The sequence below is a fragment of the Streptomyces sp. NBC_01549 genome (assembly GCF_026339955.1).
Taxonomy (GTDB): domain Bacteria; phylum Actinomycetota; class Actinomycetes; order Streptomycetales; family Streptomycetaceae; genus Streptomyces.
Genome location: NZ_JAPEPW010000002.1, coordinates 1,447,737 through 1,468,877, shown reverse-complemented (window position 1 = coordinate 1,468,877; position 21,141 = coordinate 1,447,737). Strand labels below are relative to the sequence as shown.

At 70.4% G+C, this 21,141-nt stretch carries 20 protein-coding genes and 10 pseudogenes; 11 read left to right on the top strand and 19 right to left on the bottom strand.

What is annotated here, in order from left to right; genetic code table 11:
- Nucleotides 1–212: 212 nt before the first annotated feature.
- Nucleotides 213–1,134, bottom strand: a pseudogene (locus OG819_RS41490) (pyridoxamine 5'-phosphate oxidase family protein).
- Between the two features lie 117 nt (nt 1,135–1,251).
- Between OG819_RS41490 and OG819_RS41485 the strand changes: the two are divergent.
- Nucleotides 1,252–1,926 (top strand): CBS domain-containing protein, encoded by a 675-nt coding sequence (locus OG819_RS41485; RefSeq protein ID WP_266632174.1) that lies wholly within the window; start codon nt 1,252–1,254, stop codon nt 1,924–1,926.
- 83 nt (nt 1,927–2,009) lie between these two features.
- On the opposite strand, the pseudogene OG819_RS41480 reads toward OG819_RS41485, so the two are convergent.
- The 3 genes and pseudogenes from OG819_RS41480 to OG819_RS41470 form a co-directional block, all read right to left on the bottom strand.
- Nucleotides 2,010–2,216, bottom strand: a pseudogene (locus tag OG819_RS41480) (dsRBD fold-containing protein); the annotation flags it as partial.
- A gap of 134 nt (nt 2,217–2,350) precedes the next feature.
- The gene (locus OG819_RS41475) at nt 2,351–2,830 is read right to left on the bottom strand and encodes a hypothetical protein (protein ID WP_323138193.1); all 480 of its coding nucleotides are present in this window, start codon (nt 2,828–2,830) and stop codon (nt 2,351–2,353) included.
- Between the two features lie 267 nt (nt 2,831–3,097).
- Nucleotides 3,098–3,916 carry a universal stress protein gene (locus OG819_RS41470; RefSeq protein ID WP_266634946.1) on the bottom strand — a complete coding sequence of 273 codons (819 nt, stop codon included), beginning with the start codon at nt 3,914–3,916 and terminating at the stop codon, nt 3,098–3,100.
- 197 nt (nt 3,917–4,113) lie between these two features.
- On the opposite strand from OG819_RS41470, the pseudogene OG819_RS41465 reads away from it, so the two are divergent.
- A pseudogene (locus OG819_RS41465) lies at nt 4,114–4,302 on the top strand (universal stress protein); the annotation flags it as partial.
- Nucleotides 4,303–4,312: 10 nt separating this feature from the next.
- Nucleotides 4,313–4,657, top strand: a pseudogene (locus OG819_RS41460) (gluconate kinase); the annotation flags it as partial.
- Between the two features lie 14 nt (nt 4,658–4,671).
- On the opposite strand, the pseudogene OG819_RS41455 reads toward OG819_RS41460, so the two are convergent.
- Nucleotides 4,672–5,352, bottom strand: a pseudogene (locus OG819_RS41455) (PAS domain-containing protein); the annotation flags it as partial.
- Between the two features lie 304 nt (nt 5,353–5,656).
- On the opposite strand from OG819_RS41455, the gene OG819_RS41450 reads away from it, so the two are divergent.
- On the top strand, nt 5,657–6,100 hold the full coding sequence (locus OG819_RS41450; protein ID WP_266632180.1) for a universal stress protein: 444 nt from the start codon (nt 5,657–5,659) through the stop codon (nt 6,098–6,100).
- A gap of 32 nt (nt 6,101–6,132) precedes the next feature.
- On the opposite strand, the gene OG819_RS41445 is transcribed toward OG819_RS41450, so the two are convergent.
- The 8 genes and pseudogenes from OG819_RS41445 to OG819_RS41410 form a co-directional block, all read right to left on the bottom strand.
- A complete protein-coding gene (locus tag OG819_RS41445) occupies nt 6,133–6,789 on the bottom strand; it encodes a TrkA family potassium uptake protein (protein ID WP_266654329.1) in 657 nt (218 codons plus the stop codon).
- The gene (locus OG819_RS41440; RefSeq protein WP_266634947.1) at nt 6,786–7,445 is read right to left on the bottom strand and encodes a TrkA family potassium uptake protein; all 660 of its coding nucleotides are present in this window, start codon (nt 7,443–7,445) and stop codon (nt 6,786–6,788) included. The genes OG819_RS41445 and OG819_RS41440 overlap by 4 nt, the downstream gene beginning before the upstream one ends.
- On the bottom strand, nt 7,445–7,756 hold the full coding sequence (locus OG819_RS41435) for a cation-translocating P-type ATPase C-terminal domain-containing protein (RefSeq protein WP_323139441.1): 312 nt from the start codon (nt 7,754–7,756) through the stop codon (nt 7,445–7,447). The genes OG819_RS41440 and OG819_RS41435 overlap by 1 nt, the downstream gene beginning before the upstream one ends.
- 55 nt (nt 7,757–7,811) lie before the next feature.
- A pseudogene (locus OG819_RS41430) lies at nt 7,812–8,537 on the bottom strand (cation-transporting P-type ATPase); the annotation flags it as partial.
- Between the two features lie 79 nt (nt 8,538–8,616).
- Nucleotides 8,617–9,075, bottom strand: a complete 459-nt coding sequence (locus OG819_RS41425) for a cyclic nucleotide-binding/CBS domain-containing protein (RefSeq protein WP_266632186.1) — start codon at nt 9,073–9,075, stop codon at nt 8,617–8,619.
- A gap of 138 nt (nt 9,076–9,213) precedes the next feature.
- Nucleotides 9,214–10,203 carry a nitroreductase gene (locus OG819_RS41420; RefSeq protein WP_266654327.1) on the bottom strand — a complete coding sequence of 330 codons (990 nt, stop codon included), beginning with the start codon at nt 10,201–10,203 and terminating at the stop codon, nt 9,214–9,216.
- Between the two features lie 200 nt (nt 10,204–10,403).
- Nucleotides 10,404–10,712, bottom strand: a complete 309-nt coding sequence (locus OG819_RS41415) for a universal stress protein (protein ID WP_266654325.1) — start codon at nt 10,710–10,712, stop codon at nt 10,404–10,406.
- A 76-nt stretch (nt 10,713–10,788) separates the two neighbouring features.
- Nucleotides 10,789–12,183, bottom strand: coding sequence for a nicotinate phosphoribosyltransferase (locus tag OG819_RS41410; protein WP_266654323.1), 1,395 nt, complete (start codon nt 12,181–12,183; stop codon nt 10,789–10,791).
- A gap of 174 nt (nt 12,184–12,357) precedes the next feature.
- Between OG819_RS41410 and OG819_RS41405 the strand changes: the two genes are divergently transcribed.
- A complete protein-coding gene (locus OG819_RS41405; protein WP_266654321.1) occupies nt 12,358–12,780 on the top strand; it encodes an Hsp20/alpha crystallin family protein in 423 nt (140 codons plus the stop codon).
- On the opposite strand, the gene OG819_RS41400 is transcribed toward OG819_RS41405, so the two are convergent.
- From OG819_RS41400 to OG819_RS41390, 3 genes are read right to left on the bottom strand one after another with little or no spacing between them, the layout of a single operon-like run.
- Nucleotides 12,693–13,154 carry a V-type ATP synthase subunit D gene (locus OG819_RS41400; protein ID WP_266654319.1) on the bottom strand — a complete coding sequence of 154 codons (462 nt, stop codon included), beginning with the start codon at nt 13,152–13,154 and terminating at the stop codon, nt 12,693–12,695. The two genes, OG819_RS41405 and OG819_RS41400, sit on opposite strands and share 88 nt — an antisense overlap.
- Nucleotides 13,151–13,273 (bottom strand): hypothetical protein, encoded by a 123-nt coding sequence (locus OG819_RS41395; protein ID WP_266632196.1) that lies wholly within the window; start codon nt 13,271–13,273, stop codon nt 13,151–13,153. Before OG819_RS41395 ends, OG819_RS41400 begins: the two co-directional genes overlap by 4 nt.
- Complete coding sequence (locus OG819_RS41390; RefSeq protein ID WP_266654317.1) at nt 13,270–13,512, bottom strand: hypothetical protein; 243 nt, start codon at nt 13,510–13,512, stop codon at nt 13,270–13,272. The genes OG819_RS41395 and OG819_RS41390 overlap by 4 nt, the downstream gene beginning before the upstream one ends.
- Nucleotides 13,513–13,878: 366 nt before the next feature.
- On the opposite strand from OG819_RS41390, the gene OG819_RS41385 reads away from it, so the two are divergent.
- Nucleotides 13,879–14,742 carry a CBS domain-containing protein gene (locus OG819_RS41385; protein WP_266632200.1) on the top strand — a complete coding sequence of 288 codons (864 nt, stop codon included), beginning with the start codon at nt 13,879–13,881 and terminating at the stop codon, nt 14,740–14,742.
- 21 nt (nt 14,743–14,763) lie between these two features.
- Here OG819_RS41385 and OG819_RS41380 read toward each other — a convergent pair whose 3' ends face one another.
- Nucleotides 14,764–15,417, bottom strand: coding sequence for a CBS domain-containing protein (locus OG819_RS41380; RefSeq protein ID WP_266654315.1), 654 nt, complete (start codon nt 15,415–15,417; stop codon nt 14,764–14,766).
- Nucleotides 15,418–15,545: 128 nt separating this feature from the next.
- Nucleotides 15,546–16,018, bottom strand: a pseudogene (locus OG819_RS41375) (STAS domain-containing protein); the annotation flags it as partial.
- A gap of 398 nt (nt 16,019–16,416) precedes the next feature.
- On the opposite strand from OG819_RS41375, the pseudogene OG819_RS41370 reads away from it, so the two are divergent.
- Nucleotides 16,417–17,148 (top strand): annotated as a pseudogene (locus OG819_RS41370) (universal stress protein); the annotation flags it as partial.
- A gap of 148 nt (nt 17,149–17,296) precedes the next feature.
- Here the strand turns inward: OG819_RS41370 and OG819_RS41365 are convergent.
- Nucleotides 17,297–18,778: an IS1182 family transposase gene (locus OG819_RS41365; protein WP_266652810.1), complete on the bottom strand. Its 1,482-nt coding sequence runs from the start codon at nt 18,776–18,778 to the stop codon at nt 17,297–17,299.
- Between the two features lie 85 nt (nt 18,779–18,863).
- Here OG819_RS41365 and OG819_RS41360 point away from each other — a divergent pair.
- The 4 genes and pseudogenes from OG819_RS41360 to OG819_RS41345 form a co-directional block, all read left to right on the top strand.
- Nucleotides 18,864–19,034 (top strand): annotated as a pseudogene (locus tag OG819_RS41360) (universal stress protein); the annotation flags it as partial.
- 137 nt (nt 19,035–19,171) lie between these two features.
- Nucleotides 19,172–19,549 (top strand): annotated as a pseudogene (locus OG819_RS41355) (sensor histidine kinase); the annotation flags it as partial.
- A 190-nt stretch (nt 19,550–19,739) separates the two neighbouring features.
- The gene (locus OG819_RS41350) at nt 19,740–20,444 is read left to right on the top strand and encodes a CBS domain-containing protein (protein ID WP_266654313.1); all 705 of its coding nucleotides are present in this window, start codon (nt 19,740–19,742) and stop codon (nt 20,442–20,444) included.
- A gap of 35 nt (nt 20,445–20,479) precedes the next feature.
- Nucleotides 20,480–21,082, top strand: a complete 603-nt coding sequence (locus OG819_RS41345) for a hypothetical protein (RefSeq protein ID WP_266654311.1) — start codon at nt 20,480–20,482, stop codon at nt 21,080–21,082.
- Nucleotides 21,083–21,141: the final 59 nt, after the last annotated feature.

Sequence of the window (21,141 nt, the reverse complement as noted above, 5' to 3'; positions counted from 1 at the left end):
AGGGCGCGCTCGAAGTCAGCGCGCAGCACGAAAGTGGGGCTGCGGCGGAAATACCGGAGGCGCAAAGGCTGCGCGTTGTGCATCGATGGGCGGGGAGACCCCTGGGCCGTTGATCAGGGCCGCACCCGTTCGTCGGATTGGGTGTGCCGGCTTACCGGAGCCTCCCCTCTAGGGTCGGTGGAGGGGCCAGTACTTCACCAGCGCATCGGCGTCTACTGATCGGCCGGAGTGATGCGACGGCCCGTGAGGCTCGTGGGCCGGATCGCCACCCACATCTCGCGTTCGCCGCCGGGCCATGGCGTGGTGTGGGCGCGTTGGGTGAGACGGCGCACGGCGTCGGGCTCCGTCACGACGCTCGCGGGGCCGACGGCGAGCACGCTCCAGCCCTGGCGCAGAGCCTCGTCCACGTGGTCGACCTCGAAGGCGACTTCCGTTTCCAGAGCAGATGCGGCTACGGAGTCGGGCGCGGTGCGGAAGACGATGGCTTCATCGACGACCTCGTAGTTGACCGGTACGACCGCCGGGCGGCCGTCGGACGCCGATACTGCGACGCGCCCGACGCCGTGCGTGGAGAGCAGAGTGCGGCATTCGTCCGGGCTGAGGTCCAACAGCTGAGGGTTCAGCAGTGCGTGGCCTTGTCCGGGCGGGAGATCGATGCCTCCGCCGAGCAGAGCGGTGACCGTGGTACCCAGCGCGTCGGCCAGCCTGATGAGAGCCGCCATCGTGGGGTTGGCGGGCCGTTCCTCCAGGTATGCCAGGTAGTGGGGCGACATTCGGGCGCGGCGGGCTGTTTCCTCCCGGCTGAGCCCCTGTCTCCGGCGTTCGACGCCCACACGCCGGCCGATGTCGCCAGGATGGGCTGCATCGGTTGGTGGGGCAGCCGCGGGCAGGGCCTCCGCCTCACCCGTGCCCTGCTGTGACGCGTGGGTGGTCCCGGGCCGTTCGTGCTCGAGATGGCGGATGTGCGCGTCGGGGCCCGGGGAAGACGAACGTCACTTCGTCCGTGTCCGACCAGTGCAAGTCGTAGGGAGGCGTTCCGTCCTCGTGGTGGAGCCCGACGATCTCGCCGTCGCGCTTGGCGCCGCCAGTGGTCGGGCTTTCGATGACGAGTTGGTCGCCGAGGTGAGCTCGCATGATCGCCGCCCTCTGCTCAGAATGGTGGTGTATCCAACCTGCCACGCGGGACACGCCGCCGCATGGGACGAGAGCCCTGCTGTCCGCGAGGTGGGCGGCCCGTATCCGGGAGGCGACATGCACCACCGAACGGTCGAAGAGCTCATGACCCGGGGCGTCGTCCGGGCGCGGCGTGACACGCCGTTCAAAGAGCTCGTCAGGCTGCTGGCGGAGAACGACGTCACCGCCGTGCCCGTGGTGGACGATCTGAACCGTCCCATGGGTCTGGTGTCCGAGGCCGACCTGCTGCGCAAGAGCGCAGACCAGGCCGATCCGTCAGGCAGGATCCCCGTTCCGCACCTGGAGGCCTGGGAGCGGGCCAAGGCCGAGGGTTCCCGCGCCGAGGAACTGATGTCGGCTCCCGCGGTCTGCGCACGTCCGGAGTGGAGTGTGGTCGAGGCTGCGCGCCTCATGGAGGCCCAGCACGTCAAGCGGCTGCCTGTGGTGGACGAGGCGGACCGGCTCCTGGGCATCGTCAGTCGTGGTGATCTGCTGCGGATCTTCCTGCGCCGTGACGACGCCATCCGCGACGAGATCGCGGCGGACGTGCTGCGGCGCACGATGAGGCTCGGTCCCTCGGAGGTGACGGTCGAGGTGCGCGACGGGAGGGTCGCCCTCGGCGGGTCCGTGGAGTTCCGGAGTCTGATCCCTGTCATCGAGGAGCTGTGCCGCCGCGTCGACGGCGTTGTCTCGGTCGCCGACCACATCGCGTACCGGACGGATGACGCCAGCCCTTCCCCCACCGGCGCCTGACGAGGGCAGGCAGGCACGGCAGCCGGCCTCCGACGTTGTACGCGGGATCTGTCATGGATGATCCCTCTGGAATCCGCCGGGTTTCACATGGGCCATCCAGCTGGCTGACGGGTGCTCACCGGGGCAGCACCCATGCCTTGGATGTCGTGCCCGGCGGCGTTCAGCAGCTGGTGGGCGAGGTCGTTCATGGCCCGGCCTGCCGCCAGTTCGTCACCGATTTCCGGCAGGTTCGTATCCGCCGGATGGCAGTGCGCGGTTCCGTGGCCGGTGAGCGGAAGGTTCGTCTCCACCTCTTCGAACGACATTGCCTTCCTCCTCGTTCCAGTCCGGGCCGATATGATCCGAACCAGTTGGTTTCGGGCTCGGGAGATCCTGCGCAGAAATCATCGACCGCACTTCCTCGGCACCCGTCCGGTCGTGCGCGTCACTGGCGGAAGCGCTCGGACCACAGCGGCTCCACCAGGTCCCATTCGACGTCCCACTGCGCGTACCTTTTCCGGTCCAACGCGAGGCGCATGGCTGCTCGTGCCGTGTAGAACCCGGCGACCACACAGAGTGCCGTCATGCCACCCACGAACCAGCCGTTGCCCATTGCGCTGACCGCGTTCATTGGTGCACCGGTGATGGTTCCGTCCCGGTCCACCCACACCCGCATGGTGGCGCCCTTGGGTGTTCCCGGTTCCACGAGGGTGCCTCCCGTGCGCACGATGCCGTTCCGCTCGGTCCAGCGGATCTGCGCCGGTTGCTTCGACACACGGTCGTCGCCCGGCATGTTCGACGTCACTCGGGCGGTGACCTCGTGTCGTTCCGCAGCCTGGGCCTGCACGGTGCGCATGGATGACTCGTACGCCGTCAGCCCCGCGCTGAGCGCGGCCACCGGCAGTCCGAGAACGAGGAGGAGCATCAGGACGCGGCGGAACCAGGATTCGAACCTGTCGGACGTACGCCTCAGAGGGTTCGCCCCATGTGACGCGTTGCCTTTGCGCGGCCGGGGCGGACCGGATGCGGACGACGAACCTTGTGCGCTCATGATGCGGCCTCCAGCACGTTGCTGGTCCGTTCCCCCACCTCGTCCCACAATCGACCGACAGTGGGCTTCGGTCACGGGGCCGAAAGTCCCTTCGGGAACGGCGTCCGGCCCCGAAGACGGTCCATCTCAGCCTTGTGGCGGTCATATTTGTGGTACGACCGCAGTGGGACACGGCGCGTGATGCAGTACCGCATGATTGATCAGGCCCAGTTGCAGGCCCCGATGCACCAGCCGAGGGCGGGCGCCGACGATCAGAAGGTCCGCTCCTGACGCCGCTTCCAGCAGTGCCTGGCGTGCCGGTGTCTCGATCAGCCGCCGCTCGACCAGGACGTCGCGGTGCCGCTCCGCCAACCCGCGCAGGGCGTCGTCGAGCACCTGCGCTGGCGAGCGGAGGTGCGCCTCCAGCGGCCACGACGGGGCCTGAGGTGTGCTGAAAATACCGACCGGTGCGCTCCAGGCGTGCACTGCCACCAGCCGACAGCGCCGCACCTGGGCCTCGCGGAAAGCGAACCCCAGGGCCGTGCCGCTGCTCTTTTCGTCCTCGACTCCGACGACGACGCTTCCGAACCGGGCCTCCCGGTGCGTCACTGCGCCGCGGACCACGACGACCGGGCAGTCGGCTCGCGCTGCCACGGCGAGGCTGACCGACCCCAGGAGCAGTTCGTCGAGGTCTCCAAGCCCTCTGGACCCGAGAACCAAGGCGAAGGCGTTGCGCCCGATGTCGATCAGGGCGGAGGCCGCGTCCTCATACGACACCTCGCTCGACAGCCGCACCGTGGGAGTGCCCTGCCTGGCCCGTTCCGAGGCAGTGGTGATCAGGCCCGACGCTTCGTGGCCCCCAGTCGCAGCGTGCAGGATATGGAGCGGCACCCCGTGCCGGACCGCCTCGTCGGCGGCCCAGTCGACCGCCTCCAGGCTCGCCTCGGATCCGTCGACGCCGACCACCACGGGAATCGTCACCGCCCCTGTCTCCTCTCGTGCCGGATTCGACGCGTCCGGCCCTCCTCCACAGATCCACATGCGCCGAGGAATCGATCGGGGTGATCCTCGAATGAGAGAACGCACCGCGCTCGGCATACAGGCGAGGTCCGGACCCTCCATCCGATCGGACTCGTCCACGGTCATTTCCAGCTTCTTACTAGATGGAGGCCGCCGCCATGCAACCAGCCGTCACCGTGGGCCTCGACGGCTCGCCCGAGAGCCTTGCCGCTGCCCGCTGGGCCGCCGACGAGGCCGAGAAGCGCAAGCTCACCCTGCGCCTGCTGCACGCGTGGCCGCTGCTGGCGCCGGAACCGCCCCGCGTCCCCGCGGAAGTCGATCAGAACTACTGGGCGAAGCGTCTCGTCCGCCCGAGCGCTGGCCGCCAACGGCCTCGTGCCCGACGGAGTGTCGGAGGTCGAGAGTCTCGCGCGCCGCTACCTCGCCGGTCGCAAGCGGTTGTTCGACTCCCGCATCGAGCAGCGGAGGGTGGTCGACGGCCACGGCGACCTGCTCGCCGAGGACATCTTCTGCCTCGAGGACGGTCCCCGCGTCCTGGACTGCCTGGAGTTCGACGATCAGCTCCGCTACGTCGACGGCCTGGACGACGCCGCCTTCCTTGCCATGGACCTGGAACAGCTGGGCGCCCCGGAGGCCGCAGCGTACTTCCTCGCCCGGTACGGCGAGTACTCCGGCGACCCCGCGCCCCCGTCCTTGTGGCACGCCACACCAAGGGGTTCTCCTGCGCGATTGCGCAGCCGGAACGCCGATAGGGAGAACAGATGTTCTCCCTGTCGATCGGCGGGCGGATAGCCTGGCTGGACGAAGTCGATGACTGGCTCGCCCGTGCTCAGGACGTGCCGCAGCAAATGCTCGACGGTGTCGGTCACCACGGTGGGCGCGACCTCGCGCGCCGGTCTCCCGATGACGTCCTCGGCGCGTACGTCGCGCATTCCTGGCGAGGCCGTGTTGAACCGCACCAGACGCAGTTCGGTGTCGAGAACGTGCAGTCCCACCGGTGACTCGGTCAGCAACGCGTCCAGCACCGCCCGGTCGAAGTCACCCGGATCTGCACCGCGCGTGGCGGCGAGGAACACCGCCCAGGTCGCCGGGCCCTTGGGGCTGATGTGCGGCCACATCCACCACTCGACGTCCACCGGCAGACCGGACCGGTCCCGCAGGCGCACCCGGCAGCCGCCGCTGACCGGCGGCGCCTGCGGAACGCCTCCCTCCCCGTCCGGCTCCGGCCGGACGAGGAGCGGCGACAGCGGTCGGCCCACCATCTCCTCGCGCCGGTGACCGAGCAATGCCTCGGCTTCCCCGCTCCACTCCATGATCACCCCGTCAGCGTCCAAGAGGACCCTGGCCTGCGATGTTGCCGGTGCGTCACCGCCCGGCCCCTTGCCTGAAGTGGTCATGGCAGCACTCCCGTCCCCCGGGGTCCGCGGCGTCCGCTCGGTAGGCACCGCCCCACCGGGACCACGCCGGGCCGGTGTCACTCCTTCAGGGTGGCAGGCGACCGGGCCGCTCGGCATCTCGAGTCCCGGCATGATGTGGGGATGTTCCGAACCCGACTGGACAGCGCGCCACGAAGGCTGACCGCAGCGCCATCCGTCATGCGCCAGGAGCTGCATCTCTCGCGGTGTGGTGATGCCTCGCGCAGCGTGGAGGTGAAGGTACTACCGGTCGGGCGGCGTGAGGGCCGTAGGAGAGGTGGGACAGATGGACACGGATGTCTCCCAGCCGAAGATCGTGGTAGGTGTCGACGGGTCGACGTCTTCGTACGCGGCACTGCGATGGGCCGTTCGCTACGCGGGCCTTGTGGGCGGCACCGTGGACGCGGTCGCTGTGTGGGAGCTGCCGGGGCTGTACGGCTGGTCGGCGCCCGCCGTGGACGTGGACGTCGACGAGGACGATGCCAGGCAGCGGATGCGGCAAGAGCTCATCGACGTGCTGGGCGCGGACGCGGCCGGGTCGGTAAGGACACACGTGGTGCACGGCAATGCCGTCGATGTCCTGCTGCGGTCCGCCGAGGGAGCTGAGGTCCTGGTGGTGGGCAGCCGCGGGAGGGGCGGGTTTGCCCGCGCCCTGCTCGGTTCCGTCAGCCAGCATGTGTCGCAGCACGCGAGCTGCCCGGTCGTGATCGTGCGCTCCGGGACGTCGTGACCTGAGCCGGGGTCCGGGACGGCCCGGGCCGGTCACTGGAAGGACGCGTGGATCTCCTGCTCGGTGGCCTCGTGCGAGACGAGCAGGAGTTCGTCCCCCGGCAGGAGCCGCACCTCGGGGCTCGGCACCGTCGGATGCCCGTCGCGTACGACGGTGGCGACGACGGTGCCGGCCGGCAGCGTGATCTCGCCCAGCAAGTGCCCCGCGGCGCGGGACTCCTGGGTGATCGCTGTCTCGATGACTTCGACGCCCGCCTTGCTCAGCCGCAGCATCGCCACCGTGTCCGTGGCACCGGTGGCCTCCTCGATGAGGGAGATCAGCGGGGTGGCCGCGGGCACGGCGACGTCCACGCCCCACCGTGAGTCGAAGAGCCAGGCGTTCTCCGCGTCGTTGACACGCGCCGCCACTCGCCCCACGTCGAACCGGCGCTTGGCAAGCAGGCTGATGACGAGGTTGTCCTCGTCCCGGCCGGTGGCGGCGACGACGAGGTCGCAGGTCAGCGCACCCGCGCGCTCCAGCAGTGCGGGCTCGCAGGCGTCCCCGGCCACCAGGTGTACGTACGGCATGCCTTCTAGTTCGGCGAAGCGGTCCTCGTCGCGTTCGACAAGGGTGACGTCGTTGCGTGCGGCGGAGAGCACCTGGGCGATCTGGGTGCCGAGACGGCCCGCGCCCGCGATCAGGACCTTCACGTTCCCAGCTCCTTGTCGAGGAAGCCCCGCAGACGGCCCAGTGCGGTCGCTGCGACGGCGAAGGTGACCAGGTCGCCGGGTTCGGCGAGGACACCATGGGCGGGCAGCAGCGAGCGTCCGGCGCGGGTGATCTCCACGACATGGATCTCCCCCTCGACATCGAATGCGGTCAGCTGCCGTCCGGTGAGATAGGCGGGCAGTTGGGAGCGGATCAGGAGTGTCTCGCCGTTGCCGAAGGAGAGTTCCGGGGTGAGGTGGCGGTGCAGCAGCATCTGGTGGATGCGGCTGACGGCCCAGCGGACGCTGGAGATCGTCGGGATGCCCAGGTCCCGGTAGATGTCGGCGCGGCTCGGGTCGTGGATACGGGCGAGGACGACCGGAACCCGGTACGTCTCCTTGGCCGTCCGGGCACTCACGATGTTGCTGTTGTCTCCCGACGTGACCGCGACGCACGCGTCCGCGTGGACGATCCCGGCCGCTTCCAGCACGGGGCGGTTGAAGCCGTTGCCCACGTGGAAGGTGCCGGGGAAGGCCGGCGGCAGACGCCTGCGTGCCTTGGGCCGCCGGTCGACGAGACGTACGTCGTGGCCTTCGGTCACAAGCTGTGCCGCGAGGGTGGCACCGACCCGGCCGCAGCCCACGATGACCACTCTCATCATGTTCCTCCCTTCGGGGCCCCGCTCCGGTGCCGCAGCACCCACTTACGGGCTTCCTCGGCGGCCAGCAACAATGCCCCGAACCCGGCGAGAACCGCCCAGTCGGCGGGGGCCAGCGGCGCGGTGTTGAAGATCGCCTGGAGCGGAGGCGCGTAACTGATGGCGGCCATCAGTGCGATGCCGACGCAACCGGCGCCGATCAGCCAGGGGTTGGACAGCAGACCTGCCCGGAAGACGCTCTGCCGGTCGGTGCGCACCGCGAGGGCGTTGAAGAACTGGCTGACGACGATGCCGGCCTGGACCATGGTGATCGCCTCCCGGTAGACGGGGTTGTCCCTGGTGAAGTCCGCGTACGGTGAGCCGGAAGATCCTCCCGAACTCGGTGGCCGTCCCGGTGGCGGACACGACCGCCTTGCCCGTGCCCGCGACCACGTCGGTGCCCATGAACACGCAGTTGCGTGCCTCCAGCGTGGGCACCGCCGGAATCGGTCCGGCGACCCGCGGGACGGCGTCACTCTCGCCCGTGAGTGCCGCGTTGTTGACGGCGACTTCGTGTGCCTCGACCAGCCGGCAGTCGGCCGACACCGCGTCCCCGGCCTCCAGAAGCACGACATCGCCGGGAACCAGATCCCGAGCGGGCAGTTCCCGCGGTTCACCGTCCCGCAGCACCCGGCAGGTGTGCGGCACCATCGCTTGCAGGGACTCCGCCGTGCGCTCGGCGGAGTACTCCTGCGCGAAACCGATGCCAGCGTTCAGGAGGACCACGCCGAGGATCGCCAGGGCCAGTTGGAGTGTTGCCGGATCTCGGGGCTGCTCCAGGGCGTACGCGAGGAAGGTGATCGCCGAGGAGACGAGCAGTACCACCGCGAAAAGGTCGGTGAACTGCGCGATCAGCCGCATCCACACATGCCCGCGGCCCACGCCGGGCAGCTCGTTGGGGCCGTAGCGGGTCTGCCGTGCGGCGGCCTCAGCCGACGTGAGGCCGCGCGGGGAAGCGTCCAGGGCGGTGAAGACGTCCGAGACGGCCAGGGACGGGATGGACGGGCAGGGGGCGCCGGGCTGGTCCCGGGGCGGGCCGGTGGTCGAAGCCATGACATCAGTCGGTGGCCCGCCGTCACACAGCTCGGTCGGCCGGGGCGCGTGATGGGAGATCGCTCCCCGCTCGGCCGGTTCAGGGCTCATACCGGGCTCCAGCCGCCGAGGGCCGCCCGGGCGGCTCCTGGAGCATGCTCCAGGCGATGGGTCCGAGGAGGTCGGCCAGCCGACGGAAGACGTCCAGGAACAGGTCGTCGATCGTCAGCACCCCCACCACGCGGCCACCGTCGAGGACAGGAAGGCGGCGAACGCCGGTGCGGCGGAACGTCCGGTAGGCCACCTGGAGGTCGTCGCCCGCGTCGACGGTGACCACCCGTGCCGACATCACCGCGTCCACTCGCGTCTCCCGGTCCAGCCCTCCGCCCACGCCGCGTATGGCGAGGTCGCGGTCGGTGACGATGCCGCGCAGCACTCCGTCCTCGACAACGAGGACGGAGCCGACGGCGGACTCGGTCATCCGCCGGATCACCTCGAGCAGGGAGACGTGAGGCGCGACGGATATCGGCGGAGCGGTCATCACCTCGGACACCTTCATGCGACTACTCCTCGCAGCCGGGTTGTGGCCGTGCACGGATTCGGATTCGCTGCTACGCGAGTGCCAGGATGGTGTCCCATGGCCGATTCTCCCTCCCCGCTTCCTTCATGCCATGCGGAGCCGCCGACACGCCCTGCCTCAGACGATGTCGAGCAGTTCGGCCACCGGTCGCCGCGGGCTCGGGTGGCCTTCGGGGCCGTAGCCGAGCCGGAGCACCATCTGCACGTGGGCCATGCCCGAGAGGGGGTCGCGAGCCGTCCACCGGAGTTCCGGCCACTCCAGGGGCTGGGAGGTCACCGACGCGACCAGCCCGTCCGCGGTGGCCTGGAGCAGGACCCGCTCCAGTGCCTGACCTGCGCGCAGCCAGTCCGCGGACCCGTCGCGGGCCGTGCCCAGCAGAGCGATGTGAGGGTTCTTCTCGAAGTTCGCCCAGCCACGCCCCGGCATCGGACGGCCGGCGGCGAAGTCGCGCACGGGGGCTGCGGTACCACGTTGGCGAGGGCCGAACGCCTCGGCAGGGATGCCATCGGGTGCCGCCACGGTGCCCGGCGGTTCCGTCCGCGCCCACTGCGCCGTCTCAGCGAGGACACCTGGGTCCAGCGCCTCCCGGCCCTCAGCGTCCTGCACCAGTTCCAAAATCGACCTCACGTGCCAGGCGCCGGGGAACAACAGCTGGGCGCCCTCGGCCTGGGCCGCGTCGCACAGCCGCTCCGCCACGGCGACCGGGATCTCCTCGTCGCGGAAGGGGAGACGGCTGGAGTGACGGCGGGAAATCGCCGGGTGCAGTCGCGCGAGCGTCTCGTCGGGTGGCGCGGAGCCGCGCAGGCCCACCTCGGCGAGCAACTTCGCATCGCCCGGGTCGGGCAGCAGTCGCACGACTGGCGCCAGCCCCGTCGCAGCGGCGGCCACTCGCAAGTTGAAGAGCGCGGCGCCGCAGCCGAGATGCAGGCCTCGCTTGTCCGGGTCGGTGCGCGGCAGTGATCGCTCCAGGTCGCCGTACAGGCGTAGGACGGCGCTGTCGCGCAGGAAGCGGAATCTCCAGGGCTGCGCGTTGTGCAGCGAGGGTGCTGCCGCGGACTCCGCCACGAGCGCGGAGACGGTGTTCACGTCCAGGGGTTGTGCAGTCACCGTGGCTTCCCTTCGCGGCAGGGTGTGCCGACCTCGGCCAGGGAGACCCCGCCCTTGCTCGGACGACAGGCCGAGGGCTCCTCCTCGAATCCCGTTTCCAGCATGTGCGCGCGGACCGTCGCGGGGCAGGGGCCGTCTGGACCCTGAGTGGGGCCGAATGGGCTTCCCGCGCCTCCTGCCCGCCGCCCGCTCGGGACTTCTCACTCCGGCCTCGACGGAACGGCGATGACAGGGCAGCGGGCATAGTGCAGTACGCCCTGGCTGACCGCGCCCAGCAACATGCCGGTGAATCCTCCGTGACCCCGGGTCCCCACCACCAGGCCCAGCGCGTGGGCCGAGGCGTCGGTGAGCACCTGCACGGGATGCCCGACGAGCAGTTCGTGGCGCAGGTCCACCTCTGGGTAGCGGGCCTGGCGGCTGGCCACGGTCTCGGAGAGCAACCGGCGGGCCTCCTGCTGTCTCGCTCGCCTCCTCCCTGTGGTGGCGCGGAGCAGCGCCGCCGATCTCATGGAAGACCTGGCGCGGTCAGGGTTCCGGGGGCCATTGGTCCTCGCCTCGTCCCCGTCGGCCCCACCGCCGGGCCCCTCATGGTGCGCCGGCCGACAACGTCGAGGAGTGGGAGGCAGCCGTGCCGGAGGGAGCGGCGAGGTGGTCCGGGCGGAACCGTGCTTCGATGCTCGCACGTACTGTGGCTGTCAGCTTCTGCAGAGCCTGGGACCAAACCGGTAGGACCGGTTCGGGGTCCTCGATCCGGAGCGTCGGGCCGGGCAGATCGGCGATGTCCCCGCGGAACCGGTCGCGGGCGTCCTGCCAGCGGTCCGGCGGCCCCGTCCGACGGCCACCGCGCATCACCGTGCGCAGCAGCGGCCGTGCCGAGTCCGGCGGTTCCTCTCGCCACAGGGCGATGACGTCGGGCTTCCCGGCGCGGCGGAAGACCTGCTTGCGGCCCGGTGCCGTGACCTTCGCCGAGGACAGCTTCATGACCGGGCGGCCGTCGTACTCGACGAGCTTGTACGCCGCGTCCAGGTACGGGGCGTCCGCGGCCACGCCCACACGCGTGCCCACGGCGTACACGTCGATCGGGGCACCGGCGCGCACCAGCCGGGCGACGCCGTACTCGTCGAGTCCGCCGCTGGCCACGATCCGTACGTCGGTCAGCCCCGCGGCGTCCAGAATGGCGCGTGCCCGGCGCGAGAGTGCGTCGAGGTCTCCGCTGTCCAGCCGGATCGCGCAGCCGGGACCGTGCCCCAGGTCTCTCAGCACCCGCGCCGCGATCCGCACGCCTTCCTCGGTGTCGTAGGTGTCGACGAGGAAGGTGACCGGGCCGGGGTGACTGCGTGCGAAGGCGTGGAACGCTTCCTCCTCGCCGGGGAACGCCTCGATGTACGAATGGGCCATGGTGCCCGAGGCCGGCACGGCCAGCGCGGTGGCGGCGGCGACGTTGCTGGTGCCGGCGAAGCCGACCAGGACGCCCAGCCGGGCCGCTTGGTATCCGGCCCCGGGGCCGTGCGTGCGGCGCAGCGAGAAGTCCACCACGGGCCGCCCGGCGGCGGCTAGGACGCAGCGTGCAGCCTTGGACGCCACCACCGTCTGGTGGCAGACCTGGTTCAGCAGGTACGTCTCGACCAGCTGGGCCTGTGGCAGCGGGGCGGTCACCTCCAGCAGCGGCTCCTCGGCGAACACCGTACGGCCCTCCGGCACGGCGCGCACCTCGCCTTCGAAGGCGAGGCCGAGGAGCGGTTCGAGGTCCCGTACCGGACGGTGCAGGGCGGCCGCGAACTCCTCGACGTCCTCCCGCTCCACGCGGTAGTCGGCAAGAAAGTCCAGGGCGGGCTCCAGTCCTGCGGCGACCAGGAAGCCCCGGCCGGGCGGGAGGTCGCGGACGAAGAGGCTGAAGGTGGACGGGGCCCACATGTCCTCCCGGAGGTAGGACAGGGCCATGGTCACTTCGTAGAGATCGGTGGTCGTGACGTCGGACATGATGATCGCCGCCGAATGTGGTCGTCCCTTCTCTCACCAGTCTGACCGCGCACGCGCAGGAGGAAAGGGACTTCTGGGACCCCTGGCATGGGCTGTTCGGCCTTAGCGGTACGAGCCCATGGGCGCTGGACTGGAAGTGCCGGCAGGCTGGACAACAGCGGAGGAGGCACCGCGATGGCCACACTGACACGCAAGCAGAGGTTCGCGTTCCCGGAGGTGCCGGACTGGTTCGAGAACCTTCCGGCCCGGTTCGCGATGCCCAGGATGGGTGACCTGTACACGGTCCGCGTCGAGGACTACACGGAGGGCGGCCGCTACGTGATGCGAGCGGAACTTCCGGGCATGTCCCCCAAGGACATCGACGTCCTCATCAGTGACGGGGTGCTGACCGTCCAGGCCGAACGCACCGAGAAGGACGTCACGAAGACTCACAGCGAGGTCCGGTACGGCGCGATGAGCCGCAGCGTGACGCTGCCGCCGGGCGCCGACGAGGACGACGTCACCGCCGACTACACCGACGGCATGCTCACCGTCAGCGTCGGCCTGGGCGCCGAGAAGGCGGAGGCCAAGCACGTCGAGATCCAGCACGGCAGCTGACTGGTGTGGGGCGGCATCTGTTCCGCCGGGGAGCGGACGGGGGCGGTCCAGGCCACGGCGGCAGGATGGCGTACGCCCATCAGCGCTGCCCATTCGACGTCGATGCAGGCTCGGTCCACGGGCACCGCCTGGGCCAGTGCTCGTTCGCCGCCGAGCAGCACTCCGCGGAGCAGCCAGGTGTCGGCGGCGGCCAGTTCTTCCCGCCACACCGAACCCGCATCCTCCGCAGCCCGTCGTTGCACATGCTCCCGGTCCAGCAGGAGCCGGAGTTTGCGTTCCAGCAGGTCGGCTCCGCGCTGCGCGGTGGCGAGGTTGCAGCGAAGCCGCAACCGCCCGGCCCGTCCCACCGGCACCCGGCGTCCGTGCGTGCTCACGGCGGCCCCTCGTCGTCGAACGTGCCACATTCGGCGATCTTCCGCGCCCCACCGGCACCTGGGTAGCGGCCGACGAGGGCCTTGGCCCGTACCGCCCCGGCGACCCAACCGGCACTCATGGCGCTTCGCCTTCGCCGGGGCCCCGTGCCAGTCGCAGCGCGTCGGCCACCGCACGGTCCACCAGATCCGGCATGCGCTCCCCGGCCCGCTCCCGGACGGCCGAAGTGGCGCGGCCCGCGGCGACGCGCAGGGCCTCCGCCTCCCGCCGCGCCTCCCGGAGGACGGGTTCCGCGGCCAGTCGCCGGATCTCGGGAGCACGCTCGCGGGCGGCCGCCACGAGCTCTGCCGCCTGCCGCACGGCGTCCTGCCGTAGGCTGGGGCCGCCGCGTCCGCCGCGGCCCGGATCCGTTCCGCCTGATGCTGCACATCCGTCAGCTGTGCGAGGGCGGGCTCCAGTTCCGCGGCCCGTTCTGCCGTACGGTCGGCGGGCACGCCAATGGCGGACGCTCCCGGCGTCCCCACCGGACGGAACCGCTCCAGGAAGTCCCGCAGGCTCACCGGCGGCCTCCTGCCGGCCGGCTGCTCTCTCAGTCTCACCGTTCTCCTTCCGCCCCGCACCGGATAGGGCCGTAACGCCGTCGATCAGGGTCGTTCGGCTCTTGGCAACGGCGACCAGAGCGAAAGACTGGGACGGTAGGCAACTCGACGGTGTCCGGAGGCGGCCGTGAACGACCATGAGAACTTCTCCGCGGAGGCCGAGGCCCGGCAGGACTTGCCCTCCCAACCCTGGAGCCCCGGCGAGGCGGGCCGACAGGACATGCTGATTCGCTACCTGGGAGCCGTGGCCACAGCCGCGGCCGAACACGCACATGCCGAAGAGCAGGCCCCTGCACGCGGCACCGCACGCCCGGCTGCCTCGCCCTCGCGACAACCTTCGCCGCCCGAAGCCGGGGTCCCGCTGGTGAGGGACGTGATGGACGTACCCGCTGCCTCCCTGCGCGACGACCTGCCGTACCGCGACATCGCCCGTCTGCTGGCGCGTGAGCAGGTCGGCGCCCTCCCGGTCGTGGACGGCGAGGGCCACGTGGTCGGCGTCGTCTCGGAGTCCGACCTGCTGGCGAAGGTGGCCTTCGAGGCTTCCGGCCATCGGCCCGGACGCATCGGAAGACTGCGCGAGCGACGGATCTACAGCAAGGCCCGCGGCGAGACGGCCGCCGACCTGATGACGAGCCCCGCGGTCACGGTGCTCCCGGGCGCGACCGTCGCCGAGGCCGCCTGGCTGGCCGCACTGTCCCGGCTCAAGCGGCTTCCGGTCACCGATGGCTTGGGCCGCTTGGTCGGAGTCGTGCCCCGCGACGCGCTGCTCCAGGCCCTCATCAGGGACGACGCAGGGATACGGGCAGAGGTCGAGGCCAGGATGGAGGCCTGTTGCCAGCCGGGAGACCGGGCCACCGTGGAGGTAGCCGTCCATGACGGCATCGTGGAGCTGACGGGACGGATGCCGTCGGCCACCACGGCCCGGCTGGTGGCGGAGGTGGAAGACATCGCCGATGTCGTCGAGGTGAAGAACCTCCTCACCGCCGCCTGACCCAGGGTTCATTGATCGCGATCAATGCGCTGAGTGGTCGGTGAGGTCGCACTCCACGTTCACCACTCCTTCTACGGCCCGCACCAGACGAGCGGCCACGGGGATCAGGGCGGAGTCGCGGACCTTGCCTGTCAGGGTGGCCACTCCGTCGTGCACCTCCACCTGGATGACCGAGGACGACAGGGGGAAGAGGTTTGCCACGATGTCGCGCCGGACCTCCTCGGCGATGTCCTCGTCGTCGCGCAGGAAGACCTTGAGCAGGTCGGCGCGGCTGATCACGCCCTCCAGCAGACCGGTCTCGTCGACCACGGGCAGCCGCTTGACCCTTTCGCGAGCCATGATTCGCGCGGCCTCGGCCAGGATGGCGTTCGCCCGGACGGTGATTGCGGGCGAGGACATCAGATCCCCTGCGGTCAGTGCGCCGACCTTCGCCACGTCGGCGGGGCGGCGCAGCAGTGCGTAGCCCTCCTCGGGGCTGTCCCGGAGTTCCTCCGTGGGCAGCAGGTCGGCTTCCGAGACCACGCCGACGACCCGGCCCTCGCCTTCGAGCACGGGCAAGGCGCTGACCTGCCAGTCCTGCATCATCCCGACGATCACCCTGAACGAGGCCCACCGGCCGACGGAGGCGACCGTGTGGGTCATCACATCGCTGACGATGTGCGGGGTGCCGTACATGATGACTCCCTATGGTCGTCGGTGAGCGGTCCTGCCGCTTCCAGCCTGCGCCGGTACGGAAGGGTGGAAAAGGGGCCCCTCGGCCCTCGGACGGGCCGTTGGGCCTCCCGTCGGCCCGGCACGAGAATTCACCGGTCGCAGCACCAGGCCCGGTACGCGGCCACCACGGTGGGCAGCGTCGGGAAGATGCGGTCGGCGCCGACGGAGCCGCGAGGCCGTAGGCCCGCAGGTCTTCCAGCAAGTCCTGCTTGACCCGAGCCAGGGCGAAAAGGATGCCGCGGGACGTGAGCTCCCGGCGCAGGTCGTCCACGGCGTCCAGGGCGGTGATGTCGACCTCCACGTTGGCCTCGGTATTCAGAACGCACCAGCGAACCGGCTCCGTCTGTTCGTCGACCGCGGCCAGTGCCCGGCGCCGGAAGTCCTCCGCGTTGGCGAAGAACAGGGGCGAGTCCTAGCGGTACACGAGCAGGGCGAGCGCCGGAAGGATCGACCAGAGTCCGGTGACCGGCGGCAGACCGGCCACACCCGCGTATGCCATGACCTGCGGCACGAGGTACGCGGCCACCGTCACACCCGCGACCAGGTCGCCCCGGAGCCACTCCCGTGGGACGAACAGGGCGCCGAGCCCGGGCATGAGGAACGACCTCCCTGACATCTGCTTGCCCGAGCCTTGGGCCATGAGCTCGTCATCCGCCGTCCGCTCTCAGGATCCACCGTCGTACAGGCCCCGCAAGCCGCTCACATCCCCCGCACCCGCACTGCCCGCCCACCGACCGGCACGGCAGGGCCGTTCGGTCTCACGGAGACAGGCCTCCGATATCCGGCACGCCTAGTACCTGCGGTACGACCAGCGGGTGAGGGACACCGCGGCCCCGTGCACCCCGGGCCACCGCCGTTCCTGTGGACCGGTTGGCCCCGCTCAGGGACGTGTGGCCCCTGACCTCAGACACGACCGCGTCATCATGCTGGAATCGAACCCTCACCCGTGAGGTGGAGACCATGTCCCGAACCGTCACCGTAGGCCTCGACGGATCGCCCGAGAGCCGGGCTGCCGCCGAATGGGCGGCGCGTGAAGCCCTGCTGCGCGCCCTGCCGCTGAAGATCGTCCACGTCTGGGAGCCGGTGCCCGAGTACACGGCTCACCTTCTGCACGGTTCCGATACCGACCAGCACTGGATCGAGCAGATGACGTGCGAGTCCGCCGAGGGTCTGCGCTTGGGCCACCCCGGTCTCGAGGTGATCAGCGAGCAGCTCACAGGGGGGACCGTGGTCGACATCCTGTGCGAGGCGGCGGGCTTCGCAGAGCTGTTGGCGCTGGGCTCGCGGGGCTTCGGTGGGATCGGCGGGTTCATGTTCGGCTCGGTGAGTCTGTCCGTCGTCGCCCGCGCCGAGCGGCCGGTGGTACTCGTGCGGGCGGAGGAGCAGGCCGCGGACGAGCGCAAGATGGACCCGACAGGTGTGCCCTCCGCTTCGGCACCCTTCCGACCCGTGGTGCTCGGCCTCGACACCGATGCTCCGGACGACACCCTGCTGGAGTTCGCCTTCGACGCCGCCGCGCGCCGGGAAGCGTCCCTGCGTGTCGTGCACGCCTGGCCCGAGCCGCCCACCTCCTTCTACCGGTTCTCCGGCGACGCCGAACTCTACGACTCTCTCGAGCGTCAGCAGGCCGCTGCCCTGACCGAGGTTCTGCGTCCCTGGCGGCAGAAGTTCCCGGGTGTCGAAGTGATCGAGGCTAGGAGCGTGTCTGAGTAACGGGCAACTGGCCGGGAGGTCGTGATGGGCGGGATCGGTCGTGGTCGCTCGGTCAGCGCCTGTGGGGCCGATGAGCGGGTCGGTCGGAGGGGGATTTCGGCCCGCTGAGGCCGGTGTGGCCGGATGGTCAGCCGGCCAGGACGGCGAGTCCTGCGGTTCCGGCGTGTCGGAAGATCTTGCGGAGGTTGTGGCAGGCGGCCAGCAGTCGCCACTCGCCGCGGGCTCCGTCCTCGCCGCGGAGGAGGAGTTGGCGGCCGTTCTGGCAGGTCATGATCTGGCCGAAGACGGGTTCGACGATCGCTTTGCGGCGGCTGTAGGCGGCCTTGCCGGGCTTCGTCCGCAGTGTGCGGGCCATGCGCTCCTTGAGGGTGGCGCTGGCGGGGATGCGTCCGCGGGGTGCGGGCGGGACCTGTTCGTCGTGGCCGAGTCGGCCGGTGGCCATGAACGTATCGGTGCCGCAGGCGAGTTGGCGCTCTTTGGAGGCCTGCAGGTTGGTCTCGGAGCAGTAGCCGGCATCGACGAGGGCCTGCCCCGGGTGGACGCCGGTGTTCTGCGCGGACTGGTCGAGCATCGGGGTGTAGTTCAGCGCGTCCGAGGCGTTGGTGGTGATGTCGGCGGCCGTGATGACCTGGTGCTCTTCATCGACGACGGCCTGGGCGTTGTAGGCCTGGATGTAGGCGCCGTCGCTGTTCTTCATGATCCGCGAGTCGGGGTCGGTGAAGTTGGCCTGGGCCTTGGGCTTGGGCCGGGCCTTGGCTGCTGCCTGCTCGCCCGCGTCGGTGACGGCCCGCTCGTCGCTGGTCCCGGCGCGTTCCTGACGGCGGCGTTCCTTGTCTTCGGCGTGAGCGCGGGCCTTGTCGGCGGCCTCGGTCTCGATCTGCGCGCGGGCGGCCTGCAGCCTGGCCAGGCGCTTCTCGCGCCGGTCCAGCTCGGCGGGCAGGTCGGCCTCTTTGCCGTCCACGCCGAACCGGGCATCTTCGGCGGTATCGACTGCTTCGGCGTCGTCCAGCAGGGACCGGGCCGTGGCCTCCAGGGCGGCGATCTCGGCTTCGATCTGCTCTTCCTTGCCGATCAGGCGGCCGTAGCTCATCGCCTTGTGCTTGGATGCGCTGGCCTCCAGCTTGGTGCCGTCCAGCGCGACGCGGCCCATCTTGACCATGTCCAGCTTCCGCGCCAGGTGCAGCGACTGCAGGAACAGGCCGGCGAGCGCGTCCAGGTGGCGGCGGCGGAACCGGGCGATCGAGCGGAAGTCCGGAGCCTGGTCGGCGGCCAGGAACCGGAACGCGACGTCATCGACACACTTACGCGTGATCGCCCGCGAGGAGCGCACCCCGGTGGTGTAGCCGTAGATCAGCAGCCGCACCATCAGCCGCGGATCGTAGGGCGGGTAGCCGCGCTTTTCGGTGTAGTCCGCCAGGATCGGCGACAGGTCGAGCACCTCGTCGACCAGGTCGGCAACGAACCGGGCCAGGTGATCCTCGGGCAGCCAGTCGTCCAGCGACGGCGGCAGCAGCAGGACCTGGTGCGGGTCGAACGCCCGGAACGTCTTGTCCACCGCCGCCGGACGACCCTGCGGCTGCTCCTTCTCACCCGGCTCGATCTCGAACAGACCATCCCGATCACGCATACCGAGATCATCCCGCATGAATCATCACGAACCGCAAGCGGGGTGTCCGTTACTGAGACACGCTCCTAGCCGGTGCGGCAGCGCCGGACAGGTTCTCGTCAGCGCCTCACACGACGCATCACTGGCTGTCGTCGGCCGGCGTATCCGCACCAGCCCCCTCGGTGCTCATATCGGCCACGTCACGCACGCGGCTCTGCACCACATCACCGCCCCTGTCGCCGTCGTGGCGCACGGCTGACCCGGCACTCCGAGCGGGAAAACCCACTACGGCAGCGCTCGGCCACGACGATCAAGGGTGCCGGCAGCCGGCGGAACAACGAACTGCGCTTCGCCCGTGCGGTGCTGCTCCTCCACCACGAGCAGCGCGATACTCACAGCGGGCTGCGGGCCCGCGTCGTCCGCGCGGTGGGAGAGGCGAGCACGACGCTGGGTTTCACTCCCAGCGTGCGCATGGAAGGCCTCGTCGACACCAATGTGCCACGTGAGATCGCCGACCACGTCGTGGCCGTGCTCTCCGAGGCCCTCACCAACATCGCACGGCACGCCCACGCCGACCGGGCCCAAGTGGTCCTGACGGCTGACGGCCACGAGGCGTCTTTGACGGTCTGGGACGACGGTGTGGGAATCACGCCCGGCGGACGCCGCAGTGGACTGCGCAACATGGCCGAGCGAGCGGAGCAGCTGGGCGGCCGGTTCGAGGTGAGCAGCCCCGAGGGGGGCGGCACACTTCCGGCCTGGTGGGTTCCGCTGCCCGTCGAGGAGGACTCGCCTTCCGGAACCGCGCGGACACCCCTCGCACGCAGCGTCACCCGCCGCGCCGTAACCCCGGTCGGCCCCGTGACAGGGACCGGGGAGACGGGCCACTCGGCCCATGCCGTGAACGTGTCCGTTGCCTCAGGCTGAAGGTGTCGTGGGACGGCATCCGAAACCAATGGAGGACGCCATGGACGGCACTGCGACTGTGGTGGACGACGTGATGACCCACCGGGTCGTTGCCCTGCGCACGGGAGCGACCTTCAAGGACATCGTGAAGACCATGGGGGAGTGGCGGGTCAGCGCCCTCCCGGTGCTGGATGACGCCGGACGCGTCGTCGGTGTCGTCTCCGAGGCCGACATGCTGCTTAAGGAGGAGTACCGGCGAAGCGATCTCGACCGGTATGGCCAGCTACAGCATCCCGCCGACGTGTACAAGGCCGGCGCGGTGACAGCCGGCGAGCTGATGACCGCCCCAGCCGTCACCGTGACACCTGACGCCACCCTCGCCCGCGCCGCGCGCGTCATGGCACGCCACGGGGTCAAGCGGCTGCCGGTCGTCGGGCACGATGGGGCGCTCAAGGGGATCGTCAGCCGCTCCGACCTGCTGAAGGTGTTCCTGCGGGATGACGAGGACATCGCCGAGGAGGTCCGGCGCGAGGTCGTCGAACCGCTCTTCGGTACACACGCCGAAGCGCTCCGGATCGAGGTGCGCGACGGTGTCGTGACGCTCTCGGGCCTGGTGCACGACACCGCGCTCGTCCCGCTCGCCGCCCTGCTGGTGCGGGCCGTGGAGGGCGTGGTGGACGTGCAGTGCGCGCTGACCGGCCCGGCGCGCCATCCGGACCTCGACCCTGACCTGCCGGACACACGCCGGACGTCGGCCTCCACCTGACGGCGGCCGGCGTCCGGCGAGAGGAGGCGCCGACCATGACGCAGACACCTCCCACGACTCCCACGACGGTGAAACCCGTACGGCTGTGGCGCTGGCGGCGCAACCCGCTCCGACGGCACAGCGATGTCGTCGAAGCGTGGATCGTGCTCGCCACCTGGATCTGTGCCCTTTCCGGCGGGACCCTGGCGGGCGCGGCCGCGGCCCAGGCGACGGACTCGGCGTTCGCCGCGCGGCAGGCTCAGGTCCACGCCGTGTCCGCCGTCCTCACCGACGACGCGGCGAGGACGCCGCTCGGCGGGAGCGGACAGGACGACGGCCGGGTATGGGCGGTCGTGCGCTGGACGACAGCGGACGGAACCGTGCACACAGACCGGGCGAAGGTGCTCCCTGGTGCTCCGGCCGGCACCCGGATCACCGTGTGGACGGACCATACGGGTCGCGTGGTGTCCGCACCCGTCACGGGTGCAGCGGCAACCCTGCAGGCGGCCCTGACCGGAGCCCTCGTGGCCCCCTCGGCGGGCGCCGCGGTCTGGACCGTTGGACGGGTGGTTCGCAGCCGGCTCATCCGGCGGCGCATGGCCGAATGGGACCAGGAATGGAAGCAGGTCGGACCTCGGTGGGGGAACCTGAGCGCTTGAGTGGGGGTAGGCAGACGCTGAACAGCGGGCTCTTCCACACGGCATGCTGTCTGTCAACG

Coding starts and splice junctions, on each gene's coding strand:
- OG819_RS41485 (WP_266632174.1), top strand. CDS start 1,252: ATGCACCACCGAACGGTCGAAGAGCTCATGACCCGGGGCGTCGTCCGG.
- OG819_RS41475 (WP_323138193.1), bottom strand. CDS start 2,830: ATGCTCCTCCTCGTTCTCGGACTGCCGGTGGCCGCGCTCAGCGCGGGG.
- OG819_RS41450 (WP_266632180.1), top strand. CDS start 5,657: ATGGACACGGATGTCTCCCAGCCGAAGATCGTGGTAGGTGTCGACGGG.
- OG819_RS41440 (WP_266634947.1), bottom strand. CDS start 7,445: ATGAGAGTGGTCATCGTGGGCTGCGGCCGGGTCGGTGCCACCCTCGCG.
- OG819_RS41425 (WP_266632186.1), bottom strand. CDS start 9,075: ATGAAGGTGTCCGAGGTGATGACCGCTCCGCCGATATCCGTCGCGCCT.
- OG819_RS41415 (WP_266654325.1), bottom strand. CDS start 10,712: ATGAGATCGGCGGCGCTGCTCCGCGCCACCACAGGGAGGAGGCGAGCG.
- OG819_RS41410 (WP_266654323.1), bottom strand. CDS start 12,183: ATGTCCGACGTCACGACCACCGATCTCTACGAAGTGACCATGGCCCTG.
- OG819_RS41405 (WP_266654321.1), top strand. CDS start 12,358: ATGGCCACACTGACACGCAAGCAGAGGTTCGCGTTCCCGGAGGTGCCG.
- OG819_RS41395 (WP_266632196.1), bottom strand. CDS start 13,273: ATGAGTGCCGGTTGGGTCGCCGGGGCGGTACGGGCCAAGGCCCTCGTC.
- OG819_RS41380 (WP_266654315.1), bottom strand. CDS start 15,417: ATGTACGGCACCCCGCACATCGTCAGCGATGTGATGACCCACACGGTC.
- OG819_RS41350 (WP_266654313.1), top strand. CDS start 19,740: ATGGACGGCACTGCGACTGTGGTGGACGACGTGATGACCCACCGGGTC.
- OG819_RS41345 (WP_266654311.1), top strand. CDS start 20,480: ATGACGCAGACACCTCCCACGACTCCCACGACGGTGAAACCCGTACGG.